Below are 22,986 nucleotides of genomic sequence, written 5' to 3'. Positions count from 1 at the left end.
CAAGAGGCCAGTGCACGGCTCCGCCGTAAACTGATGTTTCTTGATCGAACAGAGTGCAGATCGACGTCTCTTCGTGCTGGACATTGATCGTTTGCCGCCTCCCTGGCCGGGGCAGACTCGCACCGGGCCCACTGATCCACCGCCAGCCGGGCCCTTGCGTCACCGATATGCGAACACCGCGCTGCGATCGCCACCCTGCCGGGCGGGCGTCGCCGGCCGGCTCGGGCCCACCGGTTCGACTGGCCGGGGATCGTGGTGCCTATCCCCCTGTGCGGACGGGTATGCCACCGGTTAGCGTTGCGTCGTGATCGATGCGGGGGCGGTGGAGCCATGAGTCAGATACATCCGGCGAACTTCACGCACCAGAGACTGGTGCTGACGCGCGACGCCAGGGGGTTCGCGGGTGTTCTGTGCGCGCTGCTCGCGCTGTACACCCTCGTTGCGATCATCAGGGACATCGCCGAGGTCGGCCTGCACGACATGTTCTGGTCCTGGGTGTACGGGGCGGGATTCACCGCCGACTACAAGGTCACCACCCAGCTCGACCTCCAGTTCCTGGTGCTGTTCCTGGCCGGAGTGGCGTTCTGCCGCACCGCCGCGGCGCTGCCCGGACTCGTCACCGTCGGCGTGCTCACCGTGGTCCTGCGGGCCGCCCCCCTCCTGGCCCTGGTGAGCATCGACGCCTACGACGGGTTCGAGACGGTCTCCTACGGCAAGTGGGCCCTGGCCACCCTGATCACCGAACTCGTCCTGGGGCTCGTCCTGCTGCTGGTGGTCCTCGTCGGACGCCGACCCGCGAACGCCCCGACCGGCCCCGGCGGCCCGCCCCCCGAGCCCGCGCTGCCGCCGGTGGCGCCCAAGCCGGCCGGTGCCGTCGCCTCCCTGCTGCTGCTCGGTGGGGCCGCGCTGGCGGGGGCCGCCTGGCAGATCTACCTGCTCGTTGATCTCGAGTGGGACGGTTACAAGTATCTCCTCACTGGTGAAACCCCGGACCGGGCGCTCACCGAGGTCCAGCCCGCGGTGTACGCCTGGGCCGCTGTCGTCTTCTTCGGGGTGGCGGCCCTGGCCGGGGCCGCCCGCTCCGCGGCGAGCCGGCCGGCCGGCCTGATCGCCGGCTGGATGCTGCTGGTCGTCGGCGTGCTCGACGTCACCAGCTACATCGACAGCGACTGGTTCCTGGACACCGACATCCTGGGAACCGACGACGTCCTGTGGCAGTTGACCAGCATCTACTACATCGTGGCCGGCCTGGCGGTGCTGCTCGCGCTGCTGCCCACCGAGCCCGCGGACCACTCCGGCCAGCCGGCGCCGGCCTGGCAGCCCACGGGCCCGGGGTGGGGCCAGCCCGGGCCGATGGGTGGGCCGGGTGCGCCGGCCCCCGGCTGGGGGCCGGGTGCTCCCGGCGCCGCCCCGCAACAGCCCCACTGGGGACCGGCGATGCCGCCGGGGCCCCCGCCCCCGCCCCAGGGCGGATACGGTCCGCCGCCCCAGGACGGACGGCAGGGCTGGTAGCCATGCGGTCGTTACTCACCCGGCGGGATCGCGGGGGGCCGTTCACCGACGGCCCTGCCTCCGGCCCGTCAAGAACCCTCGCCGGCCCCGGGGACGTCCGGGGCCGGGAGTCGGCTGATGCCCAGGGACCGCCGCAGGAAGTCCACCTGGAGCAGCAGCAGGTTCTCCGCCACCTCCTCCTGGCTCGCCATGTGGGTGACCCCGGTGAGCGGCAGCACCTCGTGCGGCCGGCCGGCCGCGAGCAGCGCGGAGGACAGCCGCAGGGCGTGGGCCATCACCACGTTGTCGTCGGCGAACCCGTGGACGATCATCAGCGGCCTGGCCACCTGGGCGGCCCCCAACAGGCCGGCGTCACCGACCAGCGAGGTGGCCTCGTAGACCGCGGCTGCCTGGTCCGGCAGGCCGAGGTAGCGCTCGGTGTAGTGGGTGTCGTACAGCCGCCAGTCGGTCACCGGGGCCCCGGCCACCGCGGCGTGGAACACGTCGGGGCGGCGCAGCACCGCGAGTGCCGCCAGGTAGCCGCCGTACGACCAGCCGCGGATGCCCACCCGGTCGAGGTCGAGCGGGAACTCCTCGGCCAACGCGTGCAGGGCCGCCACCTGGTCGTCCAACGTCACCCCCGCGAGGTCACCGGCGACCGCCTTCTCCCAGCCGGGGGACCGGCCGGGGGTGCCCCGACCGTCGGCGACGACCACCGCGAACCCCTGGTCCGCGAACCACTGCGACGTCAGGTGGGCGTTGTGCGTGGGGACCACGCGTGCTCCGTGCGGCCCCCCGTAGGGGTCCATCAGCACCGGCAGGGGGCCGTCGCCCTCGCGGTAGCCGGTGGGCAGCAGGACCGCGGCGGGGATGCCCAGGGTGCCCGCGCGCCGCAGCACCGGCCTGGCGACCAGCACCGGGGTGGCGGCGTGGGAGGCGATCGAGGCCACCACCCGGCGGCCCTCGTCCAGCCGGACCACCTGTGTCCTGCTCCCCGGCCGGTCCAGGCCCGCCGTGGTCAGCACGGTGACGTCACCGCCGCGGGCGGCGGAGGCCAGCCCCGCGTCCGGGTCGCTGACCGCCTCCACGGTCCACGCCCGCGGCCCGCGGTACCACCCCCGGTACACCGCGACCCGGCAGTGTCCCAGCGCCCCCTCGTCCCCGGCGGGGCCTCCCGGACCGGCCGCGGCGCCCCGGGCGTCGGCGTCCGGGGCGTCCTCGGTGTCCTGTGCGCCGGCGACCCCCTCCCCCTGGGAGGCGGCGAACAGCACGTCCTGCGCGCCGATGTCGAGCACGGCGCGAACGTGCAGCGAGCGGGTTGTCAGAACCTTGTCCCCGACGGCCAGAACCCGGGCGCCGGCCTCGTCGGCGACCCGGACCAGACGGCCGTCCGGCGTCCACGCGGGGACACCGGGGAACAGCTCCAGCCAGACCGGATCCTGCTCCGCGTGCAGGGGGAGGGTCCGGCCCGTCTCGGTGTCCACGGAGAGGACGAGTTGACTGTGCTGGTCGCGTGCCTGGACGAGGAGGATCGGCGGGCTGCCCGCGCTCCAGTGGACCCGGGCCAGGTACGGGTAACGCTTGCGGTCCCAGCTCACCGCGGTGTGCGAGCCGTCGAGGCCCACCAGGGCCAGCGTCACCTCCGCGTTGGGGGTGCCGGCGGCCGGGTAGGGAATCTGGGTGGGGGCGGCGTCCGGGTTGGCCGGGTCGCTGATCCACCAGCGGCGCACCGGGGAGTCGTCCACGTGCGCGGCGAGCAGGCGGTCGCTCTCCGGCGACCACCAGAAACCACGGTTGCGGTCCATCTCCTCGGCCGCGATGAACTCCGCGAGGCCCCAGGTCCTGCCCGCTCCGGCGGGTTCGGCCAGGGCCACGTCACCGCTGCCGTCGGCACCGACCACCCGCAGCGCGCCGTTGGCCACGTAGGCGACGTGGCGGCCGTCGGGGGAGGGACGGGGGTCGATCACCGGCCCCGGCACCGGCAGTTCCCTGGGGGTGCCGGACCGCAACTCCACGCAGAACAGCCGTCCGGAGAGCGTGAAGGCCGCGCGTTCGACGGCGCCGTCCGTGGCGTAGCCGACGATGCCGGCGGAGCCCTCACGGCTCCGCTCGCGCCGGGCCCGCTCCTGGGCGGACAAGGTCTCGGCGGTGCCGCCGAGCAGGGCTTCCGCGTCCGCGACCACACGTTCGGAGGCGGAGGGTTCGGTACCCGAGGGTTCAGCGCGACCGGGTCCACCGGCGCCGTGTTCCGGGGCGCCGTCGGTGCCCGCGGCGTCGAGGTCGAGGACCCAGAGCAGGTTCGCCCGGTCCGTTCCGGATCGGGAACGCAGGAAGACCACTCGCGAGCCGTCAGGTGCGACGGTGAACGAGCGGGGTGCACCGAGGGTGAACCGCTGGGTCCTGGCGAGCTGCCTGGGATACGAGGTTTCCGAGGTCATTCCCCGAGCCTACGCATGGGGCTCGACCGATTACGAAAGCATGTGCGCCCCCCGGTGCTTCCGTGCACCGGCATATTCCGGCGCACGCTGAGCGACCGCCCGCTTACGATCAGGGGTATGACCGCGATGCCCCGTGCCGACCATGAAACCAGGAGGTGAGCCGCTGTGGCACTGACAGTTTCTGTGGTGGTGCTGCTGTTGGTCATCGTGTACTTGTTGATCAAGAAGTCGGGGCTGAACACGGGGCATGCGATCGTCTGTGTACTCCTGGGGTTCTATCTCGCCAGCTCGTCAGCGGCGCCGACCATCGATGACCTCAACACCAGTGTCGCCGAAATGATCGAGGACATCGACTTCTGACCGGTGGGGGGCGCCTTTAGGCTGGGCGCATGAGCGAACTGCCTGATCGGCGTCTGCTGCTGGTGCACGCGCATCCCGACGACGAGTCCATCGGCAACGGTGCCACGATGGCCAGGTACGTTGCCGAGGGAGCACATGTCACCCTGGTGACCTGCACCCTCGGCGAGGAGGGCGAGATCATCCCGCCCGAACTCGCGCACCTGGCAGCCGACCGTGAGGATCGGCTTGGTCAGCACCGGATCGGTGAACTCGCTGCCGCCATGCGCGAGCTCGGTGTGGTGGATCACCGGTTCCTGGGTGGGGCAGGACGCTACCGCGACTCGGGGATGATGGGAACCCCGCAGAACGAGCGTCCCGACTGCCTGTGGCGCACCCCGGTGGACGACGCGGCCCCGCACCTGGTGGCCGTCATCCGCGAGGTGCGTCCCCAGGTGCTGGTCACCTACGACCCGAACGGCGGTTACGGTCACCCGGATCACATCCGGGCGCACCAGATCGCCATGCGGGCGGTGGACCTCTCCGAGGACGCCGCGTTCCGGCCCGACCTCGGTCAGCCGCACTCCGTGGCCAAGGTCTACTGGAACTGTCTGCCCCGCTCGTTCGTGGAGACGGCGCTGGAACGGCTGCGTGCGGCCCACAAACCGGTGCCGTTCCCCGGGATCGCCTCGGTCGACGACGTTCCGGGGCTGGTGGCGGACGACGTGGTCTCCGCCGCGGTGGACGGCTCGCCGTACGCGGACCGCAAGGCCGCGGCGATGCGGGCGCACGCCACCCAGATCGCTGTGGACGGGCCGTTCTTCGCCCTCTCCAACGACCTGGGACAGCCGCTGCCGGCCCGCGAGTTCTACCGGCTGGTGCGCGGCACACCGGGCGAGCCGGGCACCTCGGGACGCGAAGAGGACCTCTTCGCCGGGCTCGGGGTGTGAGCGCCGTGCGGAGCACGCCCCCGGCGCCGGGCGCCGCCCCGACGTCCACTCCGGTGCGCGCGGTCAGCTACGCGGTGCTGGCGCTGCTCGGCATCGCGGTGGCCGCCGCGGGCTCGCTGGTGCAGGACGGCTGGTTCCCGTTCGGGCTGCTGCTCGCCCTGGCGGGGTGCGTCGGGCTGTTCTACGGCGGCACCGTGCTCACCGGCACCCGCGCCGGTGCCTGGGTGCCCTCCGGAGCCTGGCTGTTCACGGTGCTCGCCCTCACCATGAGCCGCCCGGAGGGGGACGCGGTCTTCCCCGCCACCATCGGTTTCTACCTCTTCCTGCTGCTCGGCGCCATGTCAGGAGTGATGTGCGCCACGTTGCCGAGGCTGCCGGGAGACGGAGGAACCCCTGGCCGGCTTGGTGGTTGACGAGCAGTATCACCCGATCCGGTGATGCGGTTCCGTCGACGGTGAAGCCGGACAAAGCGCCGGCAACAGGGAGCGAACCAGTCCTATGGGTTGGGGGTGAGGACCCGCCGCTGCCCAGTATGGTGGTGCGCGCAACCCGGCCGGGCGCCGCCCACGCCGTACGCGTCCGCCCCGGATGCACCCGTGAGGCCGCCGGGATGCGACCGGCGAGCCGCCCGCAGTTTGCCGAGGGCCCCAGTAGCGAACCTGGAGAACGTGCCTTGAGTCGTGAAACTGACAAAGCGCCATTTCCGCAGGACGGTGGGCGCGGCGGCGGTACCTCGTACCCGTCGGGCACACCGCCCTACGGCACCCAGAACCCCCCGGCTGCTCCCGGCACCCAGACGGACCCCGCCGCCCGGGAGCCCAAGACCGAGACGACCCTGACCACCCGGGTGCGCATCAACATCCCCGGTTCCCGCCCCATCCCACCGGTCGTGGTGCGCAAGACGGTGAACGAGGGAGAGGAGGGCGGCGAGTCCAACGCCGCCGGTGACGGAGCGCTCCCACCAGGCTGGGACTTCCCCGGTGCCGCCACGGAGGGCAGGAGCGGGGCCCCGGCCGCGTCGTCAGCAGCCCCCGGGACCAAGGGGGCGGCCCGGACCGGGGCGCCGACGGACCCCACCGGCTCCACCGGACAGGCGGGTCGGACCACCAGTGACTGGTTCTCGCCGCGGCGGAACCGGCCGGCGTCCGGTGCCAACCCCGGTGCGCAGGACCCGGCGCGGAACCCCGGGACGGCCAACGCCGCTCCGACGCCCACCAGGTCCGCCACCGCAACCACCCCGCCGCCCACCGCCCCCGGGGTGGACGAACCCACCGCACAACACCGGGTGCCACCCCCGCCGGCCCCGCCGGCGCGGCCCGCCGGTGACCCCGGCGGCAAGACCCGGCTCCCGTACCAGTCCGGGCCCACCGCGTCCGGCGGCCAGGAGCCCAACGGGCCACCGGGCGCCGGCGGTCCCGCCTGGCGGCCGGACGGGGGGTCCCCCGAGCACGGTGGCCGGGGCGACCAGACGCCGATGTTCCCGGGCTACCGTTCGGCCAGTGGTGACCAGGGGCCGGGCCTGCCGCCGCCGCCCGGCCCCTCGGGTCCCAGGGGAACCGGCCCGGGACTCCCCCCGATCCCCAACGCCCCCGGGGCCGGCGCGCCGCAGGGGAGGCCCGCCCGGCATGCGGGACCAACCACCGGCCCGGCGACCGGGGACATGCTGCCGCTGCCTCCGCTGCCCCCCCGGCCCAGCGAGGGAGAACCCCCGCTGACCACCGCGCCGCCCGGGTCCACCGCGGGCTACGGCCGCAGGACCCCGGACCTGACCAGCGACACCCTGGTCAGCGGCATCCCGGCGGCTCCGCAACGGGACGCCGACACCGCCGGACCCGACGACGCGGGCAGCCGCCCGGCCGGGCCCCAGCCAGCCCGCCGCGGGCGTTCCAAGCTGGTGCTCGCCGGTGTCGCGCTGGTGGGCGCGGTTGCCCTGGCCTACGGCGCCGGCCTGGTCCTCGACCACGCACAGGTCCCCAACGGGACCACCGTGCTGGGCGTGGACATCGGTGGCAAGAGCAAGCAGGACGCGGTGGACACCCTGGACGAGGCGCTGGCCAAGCGGGCCACCGCGCCGCTCACCGTGCAGATCGGCGACGGCAAGACCCAGCTCAAGCCGAGCGTGGTGGGCCTCGGGCTGGACACCGAGGCCACCGTGCGCGGGGTGGCGCACCGTGACTACAACCCGGTCTCCGTCATCGGTTCGCTGTTCGGCAGCGAGCGCACCACGGAGCCGGAGTTCACCTACGACGAGGAGAAGCTGCGCGCCTCGTTGGAGGCCCTGGCCGCCAAGCAGGGCAGCGAGGTCCGTGAGGGCATGGTGAAGTTCGTCGACGGCGAGCCCGTCGGCGTTCCCGGCAAGGCCGGTCTCACCCTCGATGTCGACAAGGCGGTGCGGCAGGTCCACGACGCCTACCTCAAGCGCGCCGAGACCGGGAAGGACGTCCCGGTGGTGCTGGACCGTGTCCGGCAGGAGCCCAAGGTGACCCAGGCCGAGATCGACCGGGCCATCAAGGAGTTCGGTGAGCCCGCGATGTCCGGCATGGTCACCGTCCAGGTCCCCGGCTACGCGCCGGTCCCGTTCAGCCCCGAGGGATCGTTGAGCCAGGTGCTGACCATGACCGCGGTCAACGGCAAGCTGGAGCCGCACTTCGACCTGGAGACGCTGGAGGAGCTCTACGGCGGGGCCTTCGCCGGCATCCAGGTGGACCACGGAGGCAGCGTGGGACCGGTCACCCCGCGGGATGTGGCCAGCACGATGCTGCCGCTGCTGACCGAGACCGACCCCGCCAAGCGGATCGGGCAGATGGAGGCGGCGCAGTAGCGCCGCGATGCCCGCAACACACCCCCCCATCGGATATCGGATGATACGTCCCGATTGGGGGGTGTGGGGCACCTGTGTGCGATGTCCACGACAGTTCCCCTGTGTGGGCGCTGTCGACGTGTGGGTATTCAGCCAAAGATGACTGCATCCGGCACGGATGCGGGCACGTTGAGTGAGCGTACGGCAGTGTTATCCGGCCACAACTCGAGTCGCAGTCGCATACGCCTGCACCTCTGCTTGAATCCTGGTAGAGGTGATTGGTTGAGGTCTCCGTGAGCGCCGGACTCCTTCTCGTGCAGCGCCAGGTCATCGGCGGTGACGCGCGGCAGGTACGCAGAATCGTGGCCGAATGGCGGCCAACACGCGTTGCTCCGTGGTTCCTTGGGCAGAAGGCATGAGGGTGTATCAGGCTCCGCGCGACATGATGGGTCTGTCGGAGCGCCTGGTACGGCAACAACGGGGACCACCAGCCGGGCTCACGGGGGACGCGCGGAAGGGTTGGGGAGTGATACGGGGAAGGGGCGGCGAGCGCGGTGAGGTCCGCAAGGCCGGACCGGCGTTGCCATCACCGTTCGAGCGAACGGCGAGGATCGGCCCGCGGCTGTGGCTGGTCCGACTGTGCTGGTCCCTGGTCTACCTGCCGTACCTGGGTGTGGTCATCAACGACCTGGTACGGGGCGACCACACCTGGCGCGCCGCTGCCTTCGGCTGGGTGGGCCTGGCTGTCTTCGTCGCCTCCTACCTGGCCCTGATCCTGATGCCGCGGCCCGGCGGACGGGCCAAACGCCGCCACGTGGTGGCGTTCCTGCTCGTCTTCGCGCTCTCCGCCGGGTTAACCGCCGTGATCGGCGAGTCCGGTCTGGTGCTCTTGGTCTACGTCTCGGTCTGCTGCGGGGTGCTGCTGCCGGTGCGTTGGGCGGCCTTCGCCGTTCCCACGGTCACCCTGTCGCTCATCGGCATCGGGCTGCTCACCGACGTCGAGAGGGAGACCCTGGCGGTGCTCTCCCTGCCGGCCGCCCTGGGCGGGATGACCATGATGGGCGTGGGGGTCACGATGCGCACCATGCGGGAGCTGCGCGAGGCCCGGGAGACCATCGCCCATCTTGCGGCGAGTGACGAGCGACTCAGGCTCGCCCGTGACCTGCACGACCTGCTCGGGCACTCCCTCTCCCTGGTGACGCTGAAGAGCGAACTGGCCAGGAGACTGCTCCCGGAACGGCCGGAGGACGCAGCCAAGCAGGTCAACGACATCGAAAGGGTCAGCAGGCAGGCGCTGGTGGACGTGCGTGCCGCGGTCAGTGGTTTCCGCAGGCCGCGCCTGGTGGTGGAGATCGCCGGGGCCAGGACGGCCCTGCGGGCCGCCCAGATCGACGCCTACGTGGACACCTCACTGCTCGGGCAACCCACAGGACTGGGCCCGGACGAGGAGAGCGCGCTGGCCTGGGCGCTGCGCGAGGCGGTCACCAACGTGGTGCGGCACAGCGGGGCGGGCCGTTGCGAGGTCACCCTGGGCGAGGTGCGCGAGGGGTCGGCGCACTTCGTCTACCTCGAGGTCAGCGACAACGGACGCGGTGCCCCGGCCGGGCACGCCGGCAGCGGCAACGGGCTAACCGGGCTCGAGGAGCGGCTGATCCTGTCCGGCGGACGGCTGGAGATCGGCCCCGGCGCCCGGGGTAAGGGCTTCCGGCTGCGGGCTCTGGTGCCGGTGCGGGCCAGCGTTCCCGCCGAAGTCGCCGAATGACCCGTGCGCCCGCACCGGCCCGGCCGTGCCGTCGCCCTCGGCGGCCACCGCCCCGCCCGGCCCGCGCCGGCGTGCGCGCGGACCGCACACGGCGCTGGCTGAGGAGGGCTCAGCCAACCGTCCCGGGCGCGAGGCAGCGGTAGTGGTAGGTGTGGTGCGGGGTGAAGCCCAGCTTCAGGTACAGCGCGTTGGCCGCGGTGTTGTCCGCCTCGACCTGGAGGTAGGCCAGGTCCGCGCCCTCCCGCGCCGCCTGGTCGGCCAGCGCCCCGAGCACGGCGGTGGCCAGTCCGCGCCGCCGGTGCTCATGCGCCACCTCGACGGCCGCGAACCCGGCCCAGCGCCCGTCCACCACGCACCGGCCGATCGCCACCGGGTGGCCCCCGGCGTCCGGCGCCTGTCCCGGGTCGGGTTCCGCGCCCCCGGTGTGGTGTGCCTCGGCGAACCACACCGAGGGGCCCGCGGCCAGTACCCTCGCCGCGTCGGCCCCCGTCCTGCGGTAGCGGGTCAGCCAGCCCTCGGTCAGCCGTCGGGTGAGCCGCACCGCACTGCCGTCGTCCCGCAGGGCGGTCAGCGGCAGCAGGGGTGCGGTCAGGACCCGGGTCTCGGCCTCCGCGGTCCAGCCGCGCCGTTCCAGCTCGGCGTCCAGGTCCGATCCGGTGGTGAGTTGCACGCACGGACGCTGCCCGCGTTCGGCGTACCAGGCGGTCACCAGGGACAACGCCTCGTGCAGCGGCACCGCGGGTCCACCGGTGGCCAGCACCGAGTTCGCCCTGCGGGTGAAGCCCCCGGCGGCGCGGAGCGTCCACTCGCCGAGCTGCTCCGACTCCCACGCGGGCCAGCCCCGGGCGGCGACGACCTGGAGTTCGGCTGGAGTGGACGTGGAAGCTCCGCGCCTTCGAGGCGGAGTACGAGGAACAGTCTTGCCGGCGACGAGTGACTCCTCACAGACTCGTACGGTCTCCCCGGAGCGCCGGGCGATGACCAGTGTGCCGTCCTCCCACGATATGAGATCGCCGATGACGTCTCCGAGCACCGGACGACCACCGGTGATCTCGAGCACACGCCGCACAGACACCCGTAGTCCCACGTCAGAGGGGGTAATCCGGACGTCGAGTTGTCCCCCCAGAGCGAAATTCCCGTCCATGGGTGCCCCTCCTGTTCGTATGCCGCTCCGGAACCGCGATACTAGGGGCGGGCATCGACGACGCCGCGCTCCCGCGCGAGATGAGCCCTAACGAGGAGGAACGACAGCGTGACCTACGTCATCGCGCAGCCTTGTGTCGACGTCAAGGACAAGGCATGCATCGAGGAGTGCCCCGTCGACTGCATCTACGAGGGCGCCCGGGCCTTGTACATCCACCCGGACGAGTGTGTCGACTGTGGAGCCTGTGAGCCGGTCTGCCCGGTGGAGGCGATCTTCTACGAGGACGACACGCCGGAGGAGTGGAAGGACTACTACAAGGCGAACGTCGAGTTCTTCGACGAGCTCGGTTCGCCCGGTGGCGCCTCGAAGCTCGGACTCATCGAGCGTGACCACCCGCTGATCGCCGCACTGCCGCCGCAGAACGGCTAGGTCCCGGCCCCCGGGACACGCGAGACACCTGGATATCGAGTCCTTGTCGTGCCGGTCCGCACGGCCGTGCGTGCACGGCCGTGGGGCTGGCCTTCACTGTCTCCGGCCCCGCCGACCTCGCACCAGACCCGCGCACGTCGAAAGCAGCACACCGTGGTACCACTGTCCCAGCGGCTCCCGGACTTCCCCTGGGACCGTCTCGAGCCCTACAAGACCACGGCCTCCGGTCACCCGGACGGCATCGTCGACCTGTCGGTGGGCACGCCCGTCGACCCGGTGCCCGCAGTGGTCCAGCGGGCGCTGGCCGAGGCCGCGAACAGTCCCGGTTACCCGACCACCCACGGCACCGCCCGGCTGCGGGAGGCGGTGGCCGGCTGGCTGGGCGAACGCTTGGGGGTGGCCGCGGACCCAGCCGCGGTCCTGCCCACCATCGGCTCCAAGGAACTCGTCGCCTGGCTGCCCACCCTCCTCGGCATCGGTCCCGGTGACCAGGTCGCCCACCCGCGGCTGGCCTACCCCACCTACGAGGTGGGCGCCCGGCTCGCCGGGGCGGAGACGGTCACCTACCGCGACCCCCGGGAGCTCGACCCCACGTCGCTGAGGTTGCTGTGGCTGAACAGCCCCGCCAACCCGACGGGGCAGGTGCTGGACGCGACCACGCTCCGGGACGTCGTGGGATGGGCCAGGTCGCACGGGGTCCTCGTCGTCTCTGACGAGTGCTACGTGGAACTCGGCTGGGAGGTCGAACCGGTCTCGGTGCTGCACCCGGACGTGTGCCGGGGCTCGCACGAGGGGGTGCTCGCGGTGCACTCGCTGTCCAAGCGGTCCAACCTCGCCGGGTACCGGGCGGCCTTCGTGACCGGCGACCCGAGGTGGGTCCGGGAGCTGCTCCAGGTGCGCAAGCACGCCGGGATGATGGTGCCGGGGCCGGTACAGGCCGCGCTGACGGCGGCGTTCGGGGACACGGCGCACGTGGCGGTGCAGCGGGAGCGCTACGCCCGGCGCAGGGCGGCGCTGCGCGCCGCGTTCGAGGGGGCGGGCTTCCGGATCGAGCACTCCGAGGCGAGCCTGTACCTCTGGGCCACCAGGGAGGAGCCCTGCTGGGACACCGTCGCCGACCTCGCCAAGCAGGGCGTCCTGGTGACGCCGGGCGACTTCTACGGCCCCGCCGGGGCGCGGTTCGTCCGGATCGCCTTCACCGTCGACGACGAGCGGGCGGCCGCCGCGGTGCGGCGACTCGGCGGCTGACGGGCACGAACGACGGGGCTCCGGGAGGGTGTCCTCCCGGAGCCCCGTCGGCTGTTCTGCTGTGGTGCCGATCGGTCGGTCCGTGCCGGGGCGGTGGTCAGCGGCCGAGCACGGAGGGCCCACCGGCCTGGCCGGGCAGCCTGTTGCGCAGGTCGTTGACGGTGTCGGCCACGGCCTTGGGCGGGGTGGCGCCGGCCGTGCCCGGCAGGCTGGCGTCGAGCGGGGTGCGGCGCAGCGACGCGGCGCCACGGTTGACCAGGGCGCCGGTCGCACGGGTGCTGCGGTCGATCGTGTTGGCGGCCTTCCCGGTCGTGCGGTGCGTCGCCCGTTGGACGTCCGCGGCGGAGGGCGCGGCCTTGCTGGTGACCGCGCCCACGACCTCGCCGGTGGTGGGGACGGTGGTGCCCACCGTCCTGGAGCCGGTCTCGCCGACGGCGGCGGTGGCCTTCCGGGAGGCGGCGTCCACCTGGCCGCTGACGCGGGAGGTGTCGGCCTGGGTCAGCCCGGCCAGGTCCTTCGTGGTGGGCAGCTCGGCGGCGGAGGCGGACGCCGCCATTCCGACCACCGGGGTGGCGGTCGCGGCGACCAGCAGTGCGACGCGGGCGATCCGACGCGTGAGCGGGAGGGACATGGTGCTCCTTTTACGGAGAGAGGACATGACGCGTCCGTCGGGCGGACGTCGTGACTACCGCATGACGCCGGAGAAGGTTGCGGCCACACAAGGTAAAGTTTTGGCAATGTGCCGCATTGTTGAATTTCTGGAATCTGGGGATATTTCGAATTCTGGCAAATTGCGCGAAGAAGCGTTTACTCGCAGGTGGGTCCTGATGAACTCGCAGGTCAGCGAGGAGAACGGGAGCGCCAAGGAAGGCTGCGACTTAGCCGTGGACCCGGCCCCGAGTGGGCCACGGGCCTGGCGCTATTTCTTCGAGACCGTGATCAGTACACGGTCGGTGGAATGGTCGGCCGAGCCATTTCCGCCGCCGCGCCACCCGTCGTCGGACTTGTCCGCGGACCACTCGCGGTCCGCATAGGCAACGCGTTCGATCTTCAGCTCCTTGGCGTGGGTGATCGCCCACTGGGCGAGCGCCCACCCGTGGCGCCCACCCTCCACCCCGTCCGCCTCCGGCCGGTACCGCAGGGTGCGCCCAGACCGCTCGACGGACCCCGCCACGTCCACGAACTCCCGCTCCACCCGGTCGGCCACCCGTCCCGCGCTCCCACCGGGCTCACTGTCGGCGTTTATCGTGCAGGTCAGAGCCCCGCCCTCACGACCAGTCAGCGCCGCGGCCACCACCGCCGCCTCCGGCTCGTGCTTGGCGTACGCCTGCGGGTAGCCGCTGCGCTGCACCTTCTGCGCCGCCACGGTCAGCGGGAGCCGGGAGTACCCCGGCACGTCCTCCAGCGCCTCGAAGAACGCGTTGGAGGAGTAGACCGGGTCCAGGACCTGCTCCCTGGTGCCCCAGCCCTGCGACGGACGCTGCTGGAACAGCCCCAGCGAGTCCCGGTCGCCATAACGGATGTTCTCAAGACCGGACTCCTGCATCGCGGTGGCGAGCGCGATGGTCACCGCCCGCTCCGGCAGGCCCCGTACCGAGGCGACGGCCGTGATGGTGGCGGCGTTGGCGGCCTGGGTGACGTCCAACTCCACCCGTTGCTCGCCGATCCGCACCGTGCAGCCCTCAGGCGACGGCCCGGTCAGGTAGTGGAACAGGAGGTAGCCGGCCACCCCGAGCAGGGCGAGCAGGCCCATCGACCCCCGCAGCCAGCGTGCGGAGGAACGGGGGCCGCGGGGCCGGTCGGCCGAGGACTTGGGCAGAGCTTGGAGCACCACAACACCGTACTGTTCCACGGCGGCGGACGTTTCGAACTGGGCGCGGCGACATCGGCCTTGACGGGGCGGACCACCACCCCCGAGCCGTCCCGCCCCCCGGAACGTCCGCCCGCACCTTCGGACGTGGCGCGGTGACGCAGGTAGTCTGCGACGCATGGAACACCGAAGCACGCACGTCCCCGGCGGCCCCACCGCGGGTGTGCCCCGCCAGGGCCCACCGCCGCGCCGGACGTTCGGGCGACCCGAGACGAGGCGTGGATGAACAGCCCGGTGCTCGACCTCTCCGAGGACGTCGGCACCCTCACCGCCCGGCTGGTCGACATCCCCTCGGTGAGCGGGAACGAACGCGCGCTGGCCGACGCGGTGGAGGCGGCGCTGCGCGCCCTGCCGCACCTCACCGTGGACCGGCTCGGGAACAACGTCGTGGCCAGGACGCGGCTGGGCCACTCCGAGCGGGTCCTGCTCGCCGGGCACCTCGACACCGTGCCGGTCGCCGACAACCTGCCGTCGCGGCGGGAGGGTGAGGTGCTGTACGGCTGCGGCACCTCGGACATGAAGGCCGGCGTCGCCGTCCAACTGCGCATCGCCGCCACCGTTCCCGCGCCCAACCGGGACCTGACGTTCGTCTTCTACGACAACGAGGAGGTGGCGGCGCACCTCAACGGGCTGCGCCACCTGGTCAGGGACCACCCCGAGTGGCTGGCGGCGGACTTCGCCGTGCTGCTCGAAGGGTCCAACGCCCGGGTGGAGGGCGGCTGCCAGGGCACCCTGCGGGTCCTGGTGCGCACCCGTGGGACCCGTGCCCACTCGGCCAGGAGCTGGCTCGGCGAGAACGCCATCCACGGCGCCGCACCGATCCTGGACCGGCTCGCCGCCTACCAGCCGCGGCGGGTGGTCATCGACGGCCTGGAGTACCGCGAGGGGCTGAACGCGGTGCGGATCGAGGGCGGGATCGCCGGCAACGTCATCCCGGACGAGTGCGTGGTCACCGTCAACTACCGGTTCGCCCCCGACCGGAGCGTGGACGAGGCCCTGGCCCACGTCCGTGAGGTCCTCGACGGGCACGAGGTCGAGGTGGACGACGCCGCCCCCGGGGCCCTGCCCGGCCTGACCCACCCGGCAGCCGCCGCGTTCCTCGCCGCCACCGGCGGCGAGGCCCGTCCCAAGTACGGCTGGACCGACGTGTCGCGCTTCTCCGAACTCGGCGTGCCGGCGGTCAACTACGGCCCCGGCGACCCCAACCTCGCCCACACGAAGGACGAATCCGTGTGGCTGCCCGCGGTCCACGAGACCGAGGAACGGCTGAGGCGGTGGCTCACCACCTGATCGGCCCCGGATGCGTACCCTGCATGCATGAACGCATGGAGGAGCAGGTGAGCAGCGGCAACGACGACGCGGTGACGGAGCCTGACCGCCCGGAGCGGGGCGCCTGGCCCGAGCGCAGGCTCGGCCCGGTGGTCAAGCGGCGGGCGCAGGTCGAGTCCAGCACCACGGACCAGCGGCTGTTGGACACCCAGGGCCCGGTGGACTGGCTGCACGAGGACCCGTGGCGGGTGATGCGGATCCAGTCCGAGTTCGTTGAGGGCTTCGGGGCCCTCGCCGAACTCGGACCGGCGATCAGCGTGTTCGGTTCCGCACGGACACCCAGGGACTCGCTCGAGTACGAGGCCGGGATGCGGATCGGGCGCGGTCTCGTGGAGGCCGGCTACGCGGTGATCACCGGAGGTGGCCCCGGGGCCATGGAGGCGGCCAACCGCGGCGCCTGCGAGGCCCACGGAGTCTCGGTCGGCCTGGGCATCGAGCTGCCCTTCGAGCAGGGCCTCAACGAGTACGTGGACGTGGGGGTCAACTTCCGTTACTTCTTCGTTCGCAAGACCATGTTCGTCAAGTACTCCCAGGGTTTCGTGGTGCTGCCCGGTGGGTTCGGCACCATGGACGAGCTCTTCGAGGCCCTGACGCTGGTGCAGACCAGAAAGGTCACCAGGTTCCCCATCGTGCTGTTCGGCACCGCCTACTGGCAGGGGCTGCGGGACTGGCTGCTCGACTCGGTGGTGGCCCAGGGCAAGGCGACCACCCGGGACCTCGGGCTGCTGCACATCACCGACGACGTGGACGAGGCGATCGCCCTGGTCTGCAAGGGAACCCCGTAGGCGGGTGGGCGCGACCGCGCTAGGCGAGGCCGCGCCGGGAGACCGCGGGCGGTCGGGTGCCCTGGATGGCCGTGACCATGTCCAGCACCTGCCTGGTCTCGGCGACCTCGTGCACCCGGTACACGCGGGCCCCCAGCCAGCAGGAGACCGCGGTGGTGGCGAGGGTGCCGAGCAGGCGGTCCCGGACCGGGCGGTCCAACGTCTCGCCGACGAAGTCCTTGTTGGACAGTGACACCAGCACCGGCCAGCCGGTCGCGGTCATCTCCGGCAGCCGGCGGGTGGCCTCGAGCGAGTGCCGGGTGTTCTTGCCGAAGTCGTGCCCCGGGTCGATGATCACGGACTCCCGGGGCACCCCGAGTGCCACCGCCCGCTCGGCGAGGCCCGTGGTCACCCCCAGGATGTCCGCCATCACGTCGTCGTAGCGCACCCGGTGCGGCCGGGTGCGCGGCTGGCTCCCGCCCGCGTGGGTACAGACCAGACCCACCCCGTGGCGTGCGGCCACCACGGCCAGCTCCGGGTCCACCCCGCCCCAGGCGTCGTTGAGCAGGTCGGCCCCCGCGGCACAGACCGCCTCGCCCACCTCGTGGCGCCAGGTGTCCACGCTGATCACCAGGTCGGGGAACCGCCGGCGCACCTCGGCCACGAAGTCGGCGGTGCGCCGGATCTCCTCCTCGACGGTCACCTCCTCGCCGGGACCGGCCTTGACCCCGCCGATGTCGATGATGTCCGCCCCCTCGGACACCGCCCGCTCCACCGCGGCGAAGGCGTCGGCCGCGGCGAAGGTCGCGCCCTTGTCGTAGAACGAGTCCGGCGTCCGGTTCACGATCGCCATGATCACTTGTTGGTGCTCGCCGAACTCGCGCCGGCCCAGCCGCAGTGCCACGCATCCTCCACTCGCCCACATCGTGTCCCGCAGATCGTGGCACGATCGTCGGTGAAGCCCTCAGGACGGTCCGCAGAGTGGGAGATCCGGTGTACTGGTTCATGCTCCTGGCCCTGGTCACGGTGGTCGCCTCCGTGGCGCTCTACGTGCTGGGTACCGGCGCCGCGCTCCCCGACGTCGAGCCGGACCGGCTCCGGTACCCGTTGCCGCCGCACCGTCCGGTGAACCGGACGGACATCGACACCCTCCGGCTACCGACGGCGGTCCGGGGCTACCGGATGGCGGACGTGGACGACGTGCTGGACCGAGTGGGCGCCGAGCTGGCCCTGCGGGACCAGCGCATCGCCGAGCTCGAGTCCCACCTGGCCGGGGTCACCACGGCACCCCCGTCCGCCACGACGGCCACCACGGTCCCGTTGGGCGCGACCCCCACCCTGCCCGACATGCCGCCCCCGTTCGCCCCTCCGGCGGAGGCGCCCCAGGCCCCCGAGGAGCAGTCCGGACCGGCCGCGGAGCGGCCAGCGGAGTCCCCCGGGGCGAACGACGAGGGCGGCGCGCCCCAGGACCAGGACCAGGACCAGGAGCAGGGCCCCGCCCAGGAGCAGGACCAGGAGCAGGAGCAGGACCAGGAGCAGGACCACCGAGAGGGGCAGCAGCGATGAGCGAGCCGGGCGAGGACGGAGTGACCGTGGGTGAGGACGGCCTGGCCCGCTGTCCCTGGGGCAACTCCGCCCCCGACTACGCGGTCTACCACGACACCGAGTGGGGCCACCCGGTGCACGGGGACGACGCCCTGTTCGAGCGGGTCTGCCTCGAGGCGTTCCAGTCCGGCCTGTCCTGGCTGACCATCCTGCGCAGGCGCGAGGGGTTCCGCAGCGCGTTCGCCTCCTTCTCGACAGCGCGGGTGGCCCGCTTCGGTGACCAGGACGTGGAACGACTCCTCGCCGACCGGGGGATCATCCGTAACCGGGCCAAGATCGAGGCGGCCATCTCCAACGCCCGGGCGGCGGAGCGACTGCCGAACGGGCTCTCCGCCCTGATCTGGTCCTTCGCCCCGGACGGGCACCGCACACCGCGCACCCTGGCGGACGTCCCCGCGACCACGGCCGAGTCCACCGCCCTGGCCAAGGAGCTCAGGCGCAACGGCTTCCGGTTCGTCGGCCCGACCACCGCATACGCCCTGATGCAGGCGTGCGGCCTGGTCAACGACCACCTTCTGCGCTGCCACGCGCGGACCCGGCCGGCCGAGCAGCCGGCCGGGGTGGCCTCCGGCCCCGGGGGCGAGCGTGTTCCGGCGGGTCAGCGGCCGAGGTAGGCCGGCTTCTGCTTGGCGAGGAAGGCGTCGACCGCGATCTGGTGGTCGGCCGACGAGCCGGCGCGGGTCTGCAGCTCGCTCTCCTTGGCCAGGGACTCGGGCAGGGAGTGGCTGGCCGCATAGGCGAGGGACTCCTTGATCGCCGCGTAGGCCACCGTGGGGCCGGCGGCCAGGGTGCGCGCCAGGTCCAGCGCCTCGGTCGCCAGGTCGGCGGCCGGCACCACCCGGTTGGCGAGTCCGAGCTCCAGTGCGCGGTCCGCGGTGATCTTCTGCGGGAACATCAACAGCTCGGTCGCCCTGGCGTGCCCGACGAGTCGGGGCAGGGTCCACGAGGCACCGGAGTCCGCGGTCAGCGCGATCCCGGCGAACGAGGTGTTGTAGGTCGCGGTGTCCGCGAGGATCCGCAGGTCACAGGCGAACGCCAGGGAGGCCCCGGCGCCGGCCGCGACCCCGTTCACCGCCGCGAGCACCGGCTTGGGCATGGTGGCGACCGCGGCGACGAGCGGGTTGTAGTGCTCGGCGACGGTGGCCCAGGTGTTGGCGGAGCCCGGGTTCTCCCGGTCGGCGGCCAGATTGCCGACGTGCTCCTTGAGGTCCTGGCCCACGCAGAACGCCCTGCCGGAGCCGGTCAGCAGCACCGCCCGCACGGACGGGTCCTCGGCGGCCCTGCGGACGGTGTCCCGCAGCGCGATCTTGATCTCGGTGTTGAGCGAGTTCATCGCCTCGGGCCGGTTCAGGGTGATCACGGCAAGCCCGTCGGCGGCCTCGTAGAGCACGGTGTCGGCCATGGAGAGTCCTCCAGCAGGGGTCGGTGGGGTTCGAACAGCATGCCGGACGGGGCCCTCGCTCCGCTGCCCCCACCGGGCGTGACAGTCGCCGGGGGTTCACCGTGAGCTCCCCGAATTGAGTGGGTTTGTGCTGGCGAGTTGCCGAACTGAAGCAGACCGATGTTGGTCATCGAGTCCGCCGATGCGGGATAATGGTGGTGAACCAATGTGTTCGAGTCCGGTTGTGATCATGCTTCCGGGGCGATGAGCTGGTTTCAGGAAGGGGAACGAGCATGGCGGCCATGAAGCCGCGGACGGGTGATGGCCCGCTCGAGGTCACCAAGGAGGGGCGGGGCATTGTCATGCGCGTTCCGCTCGAAGGCGGCGGGCGACTCGTCGTCGAGCTGTCGGCGGACGAGGCCGACGCGCTCGGGGAGGCCCTGAAGAAGGCCTGCGGCTGAGCAGCACCTCGAGTTGTCATGCGGCTCCGTCCGGATCGACGCAACTCGCACAGACCCGACCCCGGCACCCCGCACGGCGGGGGGTCGGGGTCCGTGTCGTTCGTGCCCCTGCGCGGAGTGTGGCCGGCCCCGCTCGGGAGGCGCTCGACGCGCGCCCGTTGACCGCTCGCCCCCGCCCTCCGGGCGGACGGCGCTACTCATCAGACGGGCCTCAGTGGCGCTTCACCGCGCAGAGCAGCCCGTCCCCCGTCGGCAGGAGCGCGGGGACCAGCAACTCGCTGTCCCGTACCAGGCGGACCACCTCGCGCAGGGCCTTGAGGTCGGGGTGCTGGTGTGCGGCGTCCAGCGCGCGGCCCTCGGCGAACACCCCGGAGAAGCAGACCAGGCCGCCCGGGCGTAGCAGCCGCAACGATTCAGCCAGGTAGTCCGGGTACTCGGCGCGGTCACCGTCGCAGAACACCAGGTCGTAGCCGCCGTCGGTGAGCCTGGGCAGGACCTCCAGGGCGGGCCCCGGGATCAGGCGGGCCCGGTTGGCCGCGAAGCCGGCGGCGACGAACGCCTGCTTGGCCAGTTGCAGGCGGTCCGGCTCGGTGTCCACGGTGGTCAGCACCCCGTCCCGGCGCATCCCCTGGAGCAGGTGGATGCCGGAGACGCCGAAGCCGGTGCCGATCTCCGCCACCGCCTTGGCGTCCGCGGTGGCCGCGAGCAGCCGCAGGGCGCTTCCGGCCCCGGACGAGACCGCGCGTATGCCGGCGGCCCTGGCGCGGCTGCGGGCGACGGTCAGCGCGTCGACCTCGTCGACGTACCTCTCAGCGAACGCCCAGCTCGCCTGCCGGTTGCCGGTAATGGTCCTCTCCCGTCGCTTCCTCGTCCGTGGCCCGTGGATGGGGCGCCGGTGCCTGTTGTCGCCGTCGGCGTCGCCTGCCCGGCGACTGTATCGACTCCGGCGGGAACCCGCCGGGTCGGCTGTGCGTTGGTGGTGGTGGGACCCACGGACCTCTCCGCGGTCCCCGGAAGGACGACCACGGGGCGGGCACGGTGGTCGTCAGGGCGTTTATCCGGAGTTAACGGGTGAGGCGGATATGGTAGGGGCTCTACTACAGAGCAGAGCCACACGGCTCAGAGCCGACAGGGGAGGTGCGGCTGCGGGCGGTGACCACGGGACCCGCAAGGGCTTCCGCAGGTCGGCCGCCGAGCCGAGATCCGTGAACGACGCCGCTGACGGTCCGCGCGACCACCACACCGCAGTCACCGCGTCCTTCGACACCGACGCGGCGGCTCCGGGCTGGACGCCTCCCACCTGGGAGGAGATCGTCAGTACGCACAGCGCCCGAGTGTACCGCCTCGCCTACCGACTGACCGGGAACCAGCACGACGCCGAGGACCTCACCCAGGAGGTCTTCGTGCGGGTCTTCCGGTCGCTGTCCACCTACACTCCGGGGACGTTCGAGGGCTGGCTGCACCGGATCACCACCAACCTCTTCCTCGACATGGTCCGCCGTCGCCAGCGGATCCGTTTCGACGCTCTCGCCGACGACGCCGCGGAACGGCTGCCCAGCCGCGAGCCGTCCCCGGCCCAGCACTTCCACGACAGTCACTTCGACGCCGACGTGCAGCAGGCGCTGGACACCCTGGCGCCGGAGTTCCGCGCCGCCGTGGTGCTCTGCGACATCGAGGGGCTCTCGTACGAGGAGATAGCCGCGACGCTCGGGGTGAAGCTGGGCACGGTGCGCAGCAGGATTCACCGGGGGCGGTCCCACCTGCGCGCGGCGCTCCAGCACCGTGCCCCCGCCCCGCGGGCAGCCGCCGAGGCGGGCGCCCCCGCAGGAACGGTTCCGGCCCCCGGGGGGCCGAAGGACGCCGGTCTCGCCGCGGTGAGCGGGCAGGCCGGTGACGCCACCCGGCAGGGGAGATCGTGAGCGGCTCGGGTGCCGGCGCTGGGAAGGACCTCGCCCCCGGGGCGCCGGAGCGCCGTCCCGGGGGCGGCAACCGCCTGCCGGCACCGCTCACCGAGCCGGCCAGCACCCCCGCGGAGCGGCACCTCGGCGACCGCTTGGCCGCGCTGCTGGACGGCGAGCTCAAGCACGACCCCCGGGAGCGCGTCCTGGCCCACCTGGCGACCTGCGACGACTGTCGGCGGGAGGCGGACGAGCAGCGCCGGATGAAGGAGCTGCTGGCCTCCGCCGCCGCGGTGACCCCGGGCCCCTCGGCGGGGCTGCTGGCCAGGTTGCAGCAGCTCCCGGGCACGGATCCCGGGGACGACGAGCGGGGTCCGCTCGAGACCGCCCCGTTCCGGCGCTTCGACCTCCTCAGCGGGGGCGCAGAGGGCGGTCCGCTGGACCCGCCCGCGTTGCCCGGGCTCGAACGGCAGGGCAGCGGCTTCCGGATCCACGAGATCGCCAGGACCGCCCGTGCCACGGCCTCCCGGCCGGTGGTCGGGCACCGCAGGCGCCTGGCGTTCGCCGCCGCGGGTGCCTTCTCCATGGCCGCGGTGGCACTGGGCGGTGCGCTGTCCGTGGAGGAGGTACCGACGTCCGCGCGCGGCGAGGAGCCGGGCCGGGCCGTGACGCCGATGGCGGGCCGGTCGGTCGGCCTGACGCCGGTGGGCCTGGGGAACGCGACTCCCGGTGCCAGCACCGTTGGCCCGGCGCTGTCGGACGTTGGCGAGGCGGTGTCCCCGCTGACGGGGCGCCCCACCTCGGTGCTACTGCCGGACTACCGGCCGTTGTCCTTCGGCCCGCGCGTCCCGGTGGTGGCCCAGCCCTCGACCTCAGCGCCGTCCTCGCCGGCCCCGTCCACCCCGGTCGCCTCCTCGGCGTCCCCCGCCCTGTCCTCGCTGGCACTGAGGCCGACCTCGTCGCCGGCGCCGAGGGGCCCCAACCAGCCGCGCTGAGGCGGCGCTTGGTTCCGCCGGCGGGCGGAGGCGGGCTACGCGCCGGCGCGGCAGCCTGGTTGAATCCCTCCGGGACCGGCCAGTT

General features: G+C 72.6%; 22 protein-coding genes. 15 read left to right on the top strand and 7 right to left on the bottom strand.

What is annotated here, in order from left to right; genetic code table 11:
* Positions 1–330: 330 nt before the first annotated feature.
* Positions 331–1,512 carry a hypothetical protein gene (locus A3IG_RS28210; RefSeq protein ID WP_018381807.1) on the top strand — a complete coding sequence of 394 codons (1,182 nt, stop codon included), beginning with the start codon at positions 331–333 and terminating at the stop codon, positions 1,510–1,512.
* Between the two features lie 68 nt (positions 1,513–1,580).
* Here A3IG_RS28210 and A3IG_RS0101670 read toward each other — a convergent pair whose 3' ends face one another.
* A complete protein-coding gene (locus A3IG_RS0101670) occupies positions 1,581–3,929 on the bottom strand; it encodes a S9 family peptidase (protein ID WP_018381806.1) in 2,349 nt (782 codons plus the stop codon).
* A gap of 165 nt (positions 3,930–4,094) precedes the next feature.
* Here A3IG_RS0101670 and A3IG_RS0101665 point away from each other — a divergent pair, with 165 nt between their 5' ends.
* From A3IG_RS0101665 to A3IG_RS0101645, 5 genes are all read left to right on the top strand, one after another.
* Positions 4,095–4,289: a hypothetical protein gene (locus A3IG_RS0101665; protein ID WP_026219792.1), complete on the top strand. Its 195-nt coding sequence runs from the start codon at positions 4,095–4,097 to the stop codon at positions 4,287–4,289.
* 29 nt (positions 4,290–4,318) lie between these two features.
* A complete protein-coding gene (mshB, locus tag A3IG_RS0101660) occupies positions 4,319–5,215 on the top strand; it encodes an N-acetyl-1-D-myo-inositol-2-amino-2-deoxy-alpha-D-glucopyranoside deacetylase (protein WP_018381804.1) in 897 nt (298 codons plus the stop codon).
* A 5-nt stretch (positions 5,216–5,220) separates the two neighbouring features.
* Positions 5,221–5,628 carry a DUF6113 family protein gene (locus tag A3IG_RS0101655; protein WP_236719276.1) on the top strand — a complete coding sequence of 136 codons (408 nt, stop codon included), beginning with the start codon at positions 5,221–5,223 and terminating at the stop codon, positions 5,626–5,628.
* 260 nt (positions 5,629–5,888) lie between these two features.
* Positions 5,889–8,036, top strand: coding sequence for a peptidoglycan binding domain-containing protein (locus A3IG_RS0101650; RefSeq protein ID WP_026219791.1), 2,148 nt, complete (start codon positions 5,889–5,891; stop codon positions 8,034–8,036).
* A 505-nt stretch (positions 8,037–8,541) separates the two neighbouring features.
* Entirely contained in the window at positions 8,542–9,777 is a 1,236-nt protein-coding gene (locus A3IG_RS0101645) for a sensor histidine kinase (RefSeq protein ID WP_018381800.1), read from the top strand.
* 109 nt (positions 9,778–9,886) lie between these two features.
* On the opposite strand, the gene A3IG_RS0101640 is transcribed toward A3IG_RS0101645, so the two are convergent.
* Entirely contained in the window at positions 9,887–10,921 is a 1,035-nt protein-coding gene (locus A3IG_RS0101640) for a GNAT family N-acetyltransferase (RefSeq protein WP_026219789.1), read from the bottom strand.
* Between the two features lie 108 nt (positions 10,922–11,029).
* Here A3IG_RS0101640 and fdxA point away from each other — a divergent pair, with 108 nt between their 5' ends.
* Positions 11,030–11,350, top strand: coding sequence for a ferredoxin (gene fdxA / locus A3IG_RS0101635; protein WP_018381798.1), 321 nt, complete (start codon positions 11,030–11,032; stop codon positions 11,348–11,350).
* 153 nt (positions 11,351–11,503) lie between these two features.
* Positions 11,504–12,598: a succinyldiaminopimelate transaminase gene (dapC, locus tag A3IG_RS0101630; protein WP_018381797.1), complete on the top strand. Its 1,095-nt coding sequence runs from the start codon at positions 11,504–11,506 to the stop codon at positions 12,596–12,598.
* Between the two features lie 97 nt (positions 12,599–12,695).
* Here the strand turns inward: dapC and A3IG_RS34890 are convergent, their stop codons facing one another.
* Together A3IG_RS34890 and A3IG_RS0101620 are read right to left on the bottom strand one after the other, a co-directional pair.
* Positions 12,696–13,229 (bottom strand): hypothetical protein, encoded by a 534-nt coding sequence (locus A3IG_RS34890; RefSeq protein WP_018381796.1) that lies wholly within the window; start codon positions 13,227–13,229, stop codon positions 12,696–12,698.
* Positions 13,230–13,517: 288 nt separating this feature from the next.
* Positions 13,518–14,432, bottom strand: coding sequence for a hypothetical protein (locus A3IG_RS0101620; protein WP_018381795.1), 915 nt, complete (start codon positions 14,430–14,432; stop codon positions 13,518–13,520).
* A gap of 258 nt (positions 14,433–14,690) precedes the next feature.
* Here A3IG_RS0101620 and dapE point away from each other — a divergent pair, with 258 nt between their 5' ends.
* Together dapE and A3IG_RS0101610 are read left to right on the top strand one after the other, a co-directional pair.
* On the top strand, positions 14,691–15,758 hold the full coding sequence (dapE, locus tag A3IG_RS0101615; protein ID WP_018381794.1) for a succinyl-diaminopimelate desuccinylase: 1,068 nt from the start codon (positions 14,691–14,693) through the stop codon (positions 15,756–15,758).
* Positions 15,759–15,793: 35 nt separating this feature from the next.
* Entirely contained in the window at positions 15,794–16,582 is a 789-nt protein-coding gene (locus A3IG_RS0101610) for an LOG family protein (RefSeq protein WP_018381793.1), read from the top strand.
* A 19-nt stretch (positions 16,583–16,601) separates the two neighbouring features.
* Here A3IG_RS0101610 and folP read toward each other — a convergent pair whose 3' ends face one another.
* The gene (gene folP / locus A3IG_RS0101605; protein WP_040910676.1) at positions 16,602–17,486 is read right to left on the bottom strand and encodes a dihydropteroate synthase; all 885 of its coding nucleotides are present in this window, start codon (positions 17,484–17,486) and stop codon (positions 16,602–16,604) included.
* 56 nt (positions 17,487–17,542) lie between these two features.
* Between folP and A3IG_RS31665 the strand changes: the two genes are divergently transcribed.
* Together A3IG_RS31665 and A3IG_RS0101595 are read left to right on the top strand one after the other, a co-directional pair.
* Positions 17,543–18,127, top strand: a complete 585-nt coding sequence (locus tag A3IG_RS31665; protein WP_051087341.1) for a DivIVA domain-containing protein — start codon at positions 17,543–17,545, stop codon at positions 18,125–18,127.
* Positions 18,124–18,780 (top strand): DNA-3-methyladenine glycosylase I, encoded by a 657-nt coding sequence (locus tag A3IG_RS0101595; protein ID WP_018381790.1) that lies wholly within the window; start codon positions 18,124–18,126, stop codon positions 18,778–18,780. Before A3IG_RS31665 ends, A3IG_RS0101595 begins: the two co-directional genes overlap by 4 nt.
* Here A3IG_RS0101595 and A3IG_RS0101590 read toward each other — a convergent pair.
* Entirely contained in the window at positions 18,765–19,568 is an 804-nt protein-coding gene (locus A3IG_RS0101590) for an enoyl-CoA hydratase/isomerase family protein (protein WP_018381789.1), read from the bottom strand. The genes A3IG_RS0101595 and A3IG_RS0101590 overlap by 16 nt on opposite strands.
* Positions 19,569–19,840: 272 nt before the next feature.
* Between A3IG_RS0101590 and A3IG_RS32220 the strand changes: the two genes are divergently transcribed.
* The gene (locus tag A3IG_RS32220) at positions 19,841–20,008 is read left to right on the top strand and encodes a DUF3117 domain-containing protein (protein ID WP_018381788.1); all 168 of its coding nucleotides are present in this window, start codon (positions 19,841–19,843) and stop codon (positions 20,006–20,008) included.
* A gap of 211 nt (positions 20,009–20,219) precedes the next feature.
* Here A3IG_RS32220 and A3IG_RS0101580 read toward each other — a convergent pair whose 3' ends face one another.
* Positions 20,220–20,894, bottom strand: coding sequence for an O-methyltransferase (locus A3IG_RS0101580; RefSeq protein ID WP_078499912.1), 675 nt, complete (start codon positions 20,892–20,894; stop codon positions 20,220–20,222).
* Between the two features lie 196 nt (positions 20,895–21,090).
* Between A3IG_RS0101580 and sigE the strand changes: the two genes are divergently transcribed.
* Positions 21,091–21,927, top strand: a complete 837-nt coding sequence (sigE, locus tag A3IG_RS0101575) for an RNA polymerase sigma factor SigE (RefSeq protein WP_078499910.1) — start codon at positions 21,091–21,093, stop codon at positions 21,925–21,927.
* Positions 21,924–22,901 (top strand): anti-sigma factor family protein, encoded by a 978-nt coding sequence (locus A3IG_RS28195; protein WP_018381785.1) that lies wholly within the window; start codon positions 21,924–21,926, stop codon positions 22,899–22,901. Before sigE ends, A3IG_RS28195 begins: the two co-directional genes overlap by 4 nt.
* The last annotated feature ends 85 nt before the right edge of the window (positions 22,902–22,986 follow it).

It is taken from the genome of Wenjunlia vitaminophila DSM 41686, from assembly GCF_000380165.1.
Taxonomy (GTDB): domain Bacteria; phylum Actinomycetota; class Actinomycetes; order Streptomycetales; family Streptomycetaceae; genus Wenjunlia; species Wenjunlia vitaminophila.
Note: the sequence above shows the minus strand (reverse complement) of the source record. Positions and strands in the feature narration are given on the sequence as shown.

Bases quoted from the DNA above. Each gene is read 5' to 3' on its own strand.
- A3IG_RS28210 (WP_018381807.1), top strand. From the start codon at position 331: ATGAGTCAGATACATCCGGCGAACTTCACGCACCAGAGACTGGTGCTG.
- A3IG_RS0101670 (WP_018381806.1), bottom strand. From the start codon at position 3,929: ATGACCTCGGAAACCTCGTATCCCAGGCAGCTCGCCAGGACCCAGCGG.
- mshB (WP_018381804.1), top strand. From the start codon at position 4,319: ATGAGCGAACTGCCTGATCGGCGTCTGCTGCTGGTGCACGCGCATCCC.
- A3IG_RS0101640 (WP_026219789.1), bottom strand. From the start codon at position 10,921: ATGGACGGGAATTTCGCTCTGGGGGGACAACTCGACGTCCGGATTACC.
- A3IG_RS34890 (WP_018381796.1), bottom strand. From the start codon at position 13,229: ATGTCCCTCCCGCTCACGCGTCGGATCGCCCGCGTCGCACTGCTGGTC.
- dapE (WP_018381794.1), top strand. From the start codon at position 14,691: ATGAACAGCCCGGTGCTCGACCTCTCCGAGGACGTCGGCACCCTCACC.
- A3IG_RS0101610 (WP_018381793.1), top strand. From the start codon at position 15,794: ATGGAGGAGCAGGTGAGCAGCGGCAACGACGACGCGGTGACGGAGCCT.
- folP (WP_040910676.1), bottom strand. From the start codon at position 17,486: ATGTGGGCGAGTGGAGGATGCGTGGCACTGCGGCTGGGCCGGCGCGAG.
- A3IG_RS0101595 (WP_018381790.1), top strand. From the start codon at position 18,124: ATGAGCGAGCCGGGCGAGGACGGAGTGACCGTGGGTGAGGACGGCCTG.
- A3IG_RS0101590 (WP_018381789.1), bottom strand. From the start codon at position 19,568: ATGGCCGACACCGTGCTCTACGAGGCCGCCGACGGGCTTGCCGTGATC.
- A3IG_RS32220 (WP_018381788.1), top strand. From the start codon at position 19,841: ATGGCGGCCATGAAGCCGCGGACGGGTGATGGCCCGCTCGAGGTCACC.
- sigE (WP_078499910.1), top strand. From the start codon at position 21,091: ATGGTAGGGGCTCTACTACAGAGCAGAGCCACACGGCTCAGAGCCGAC.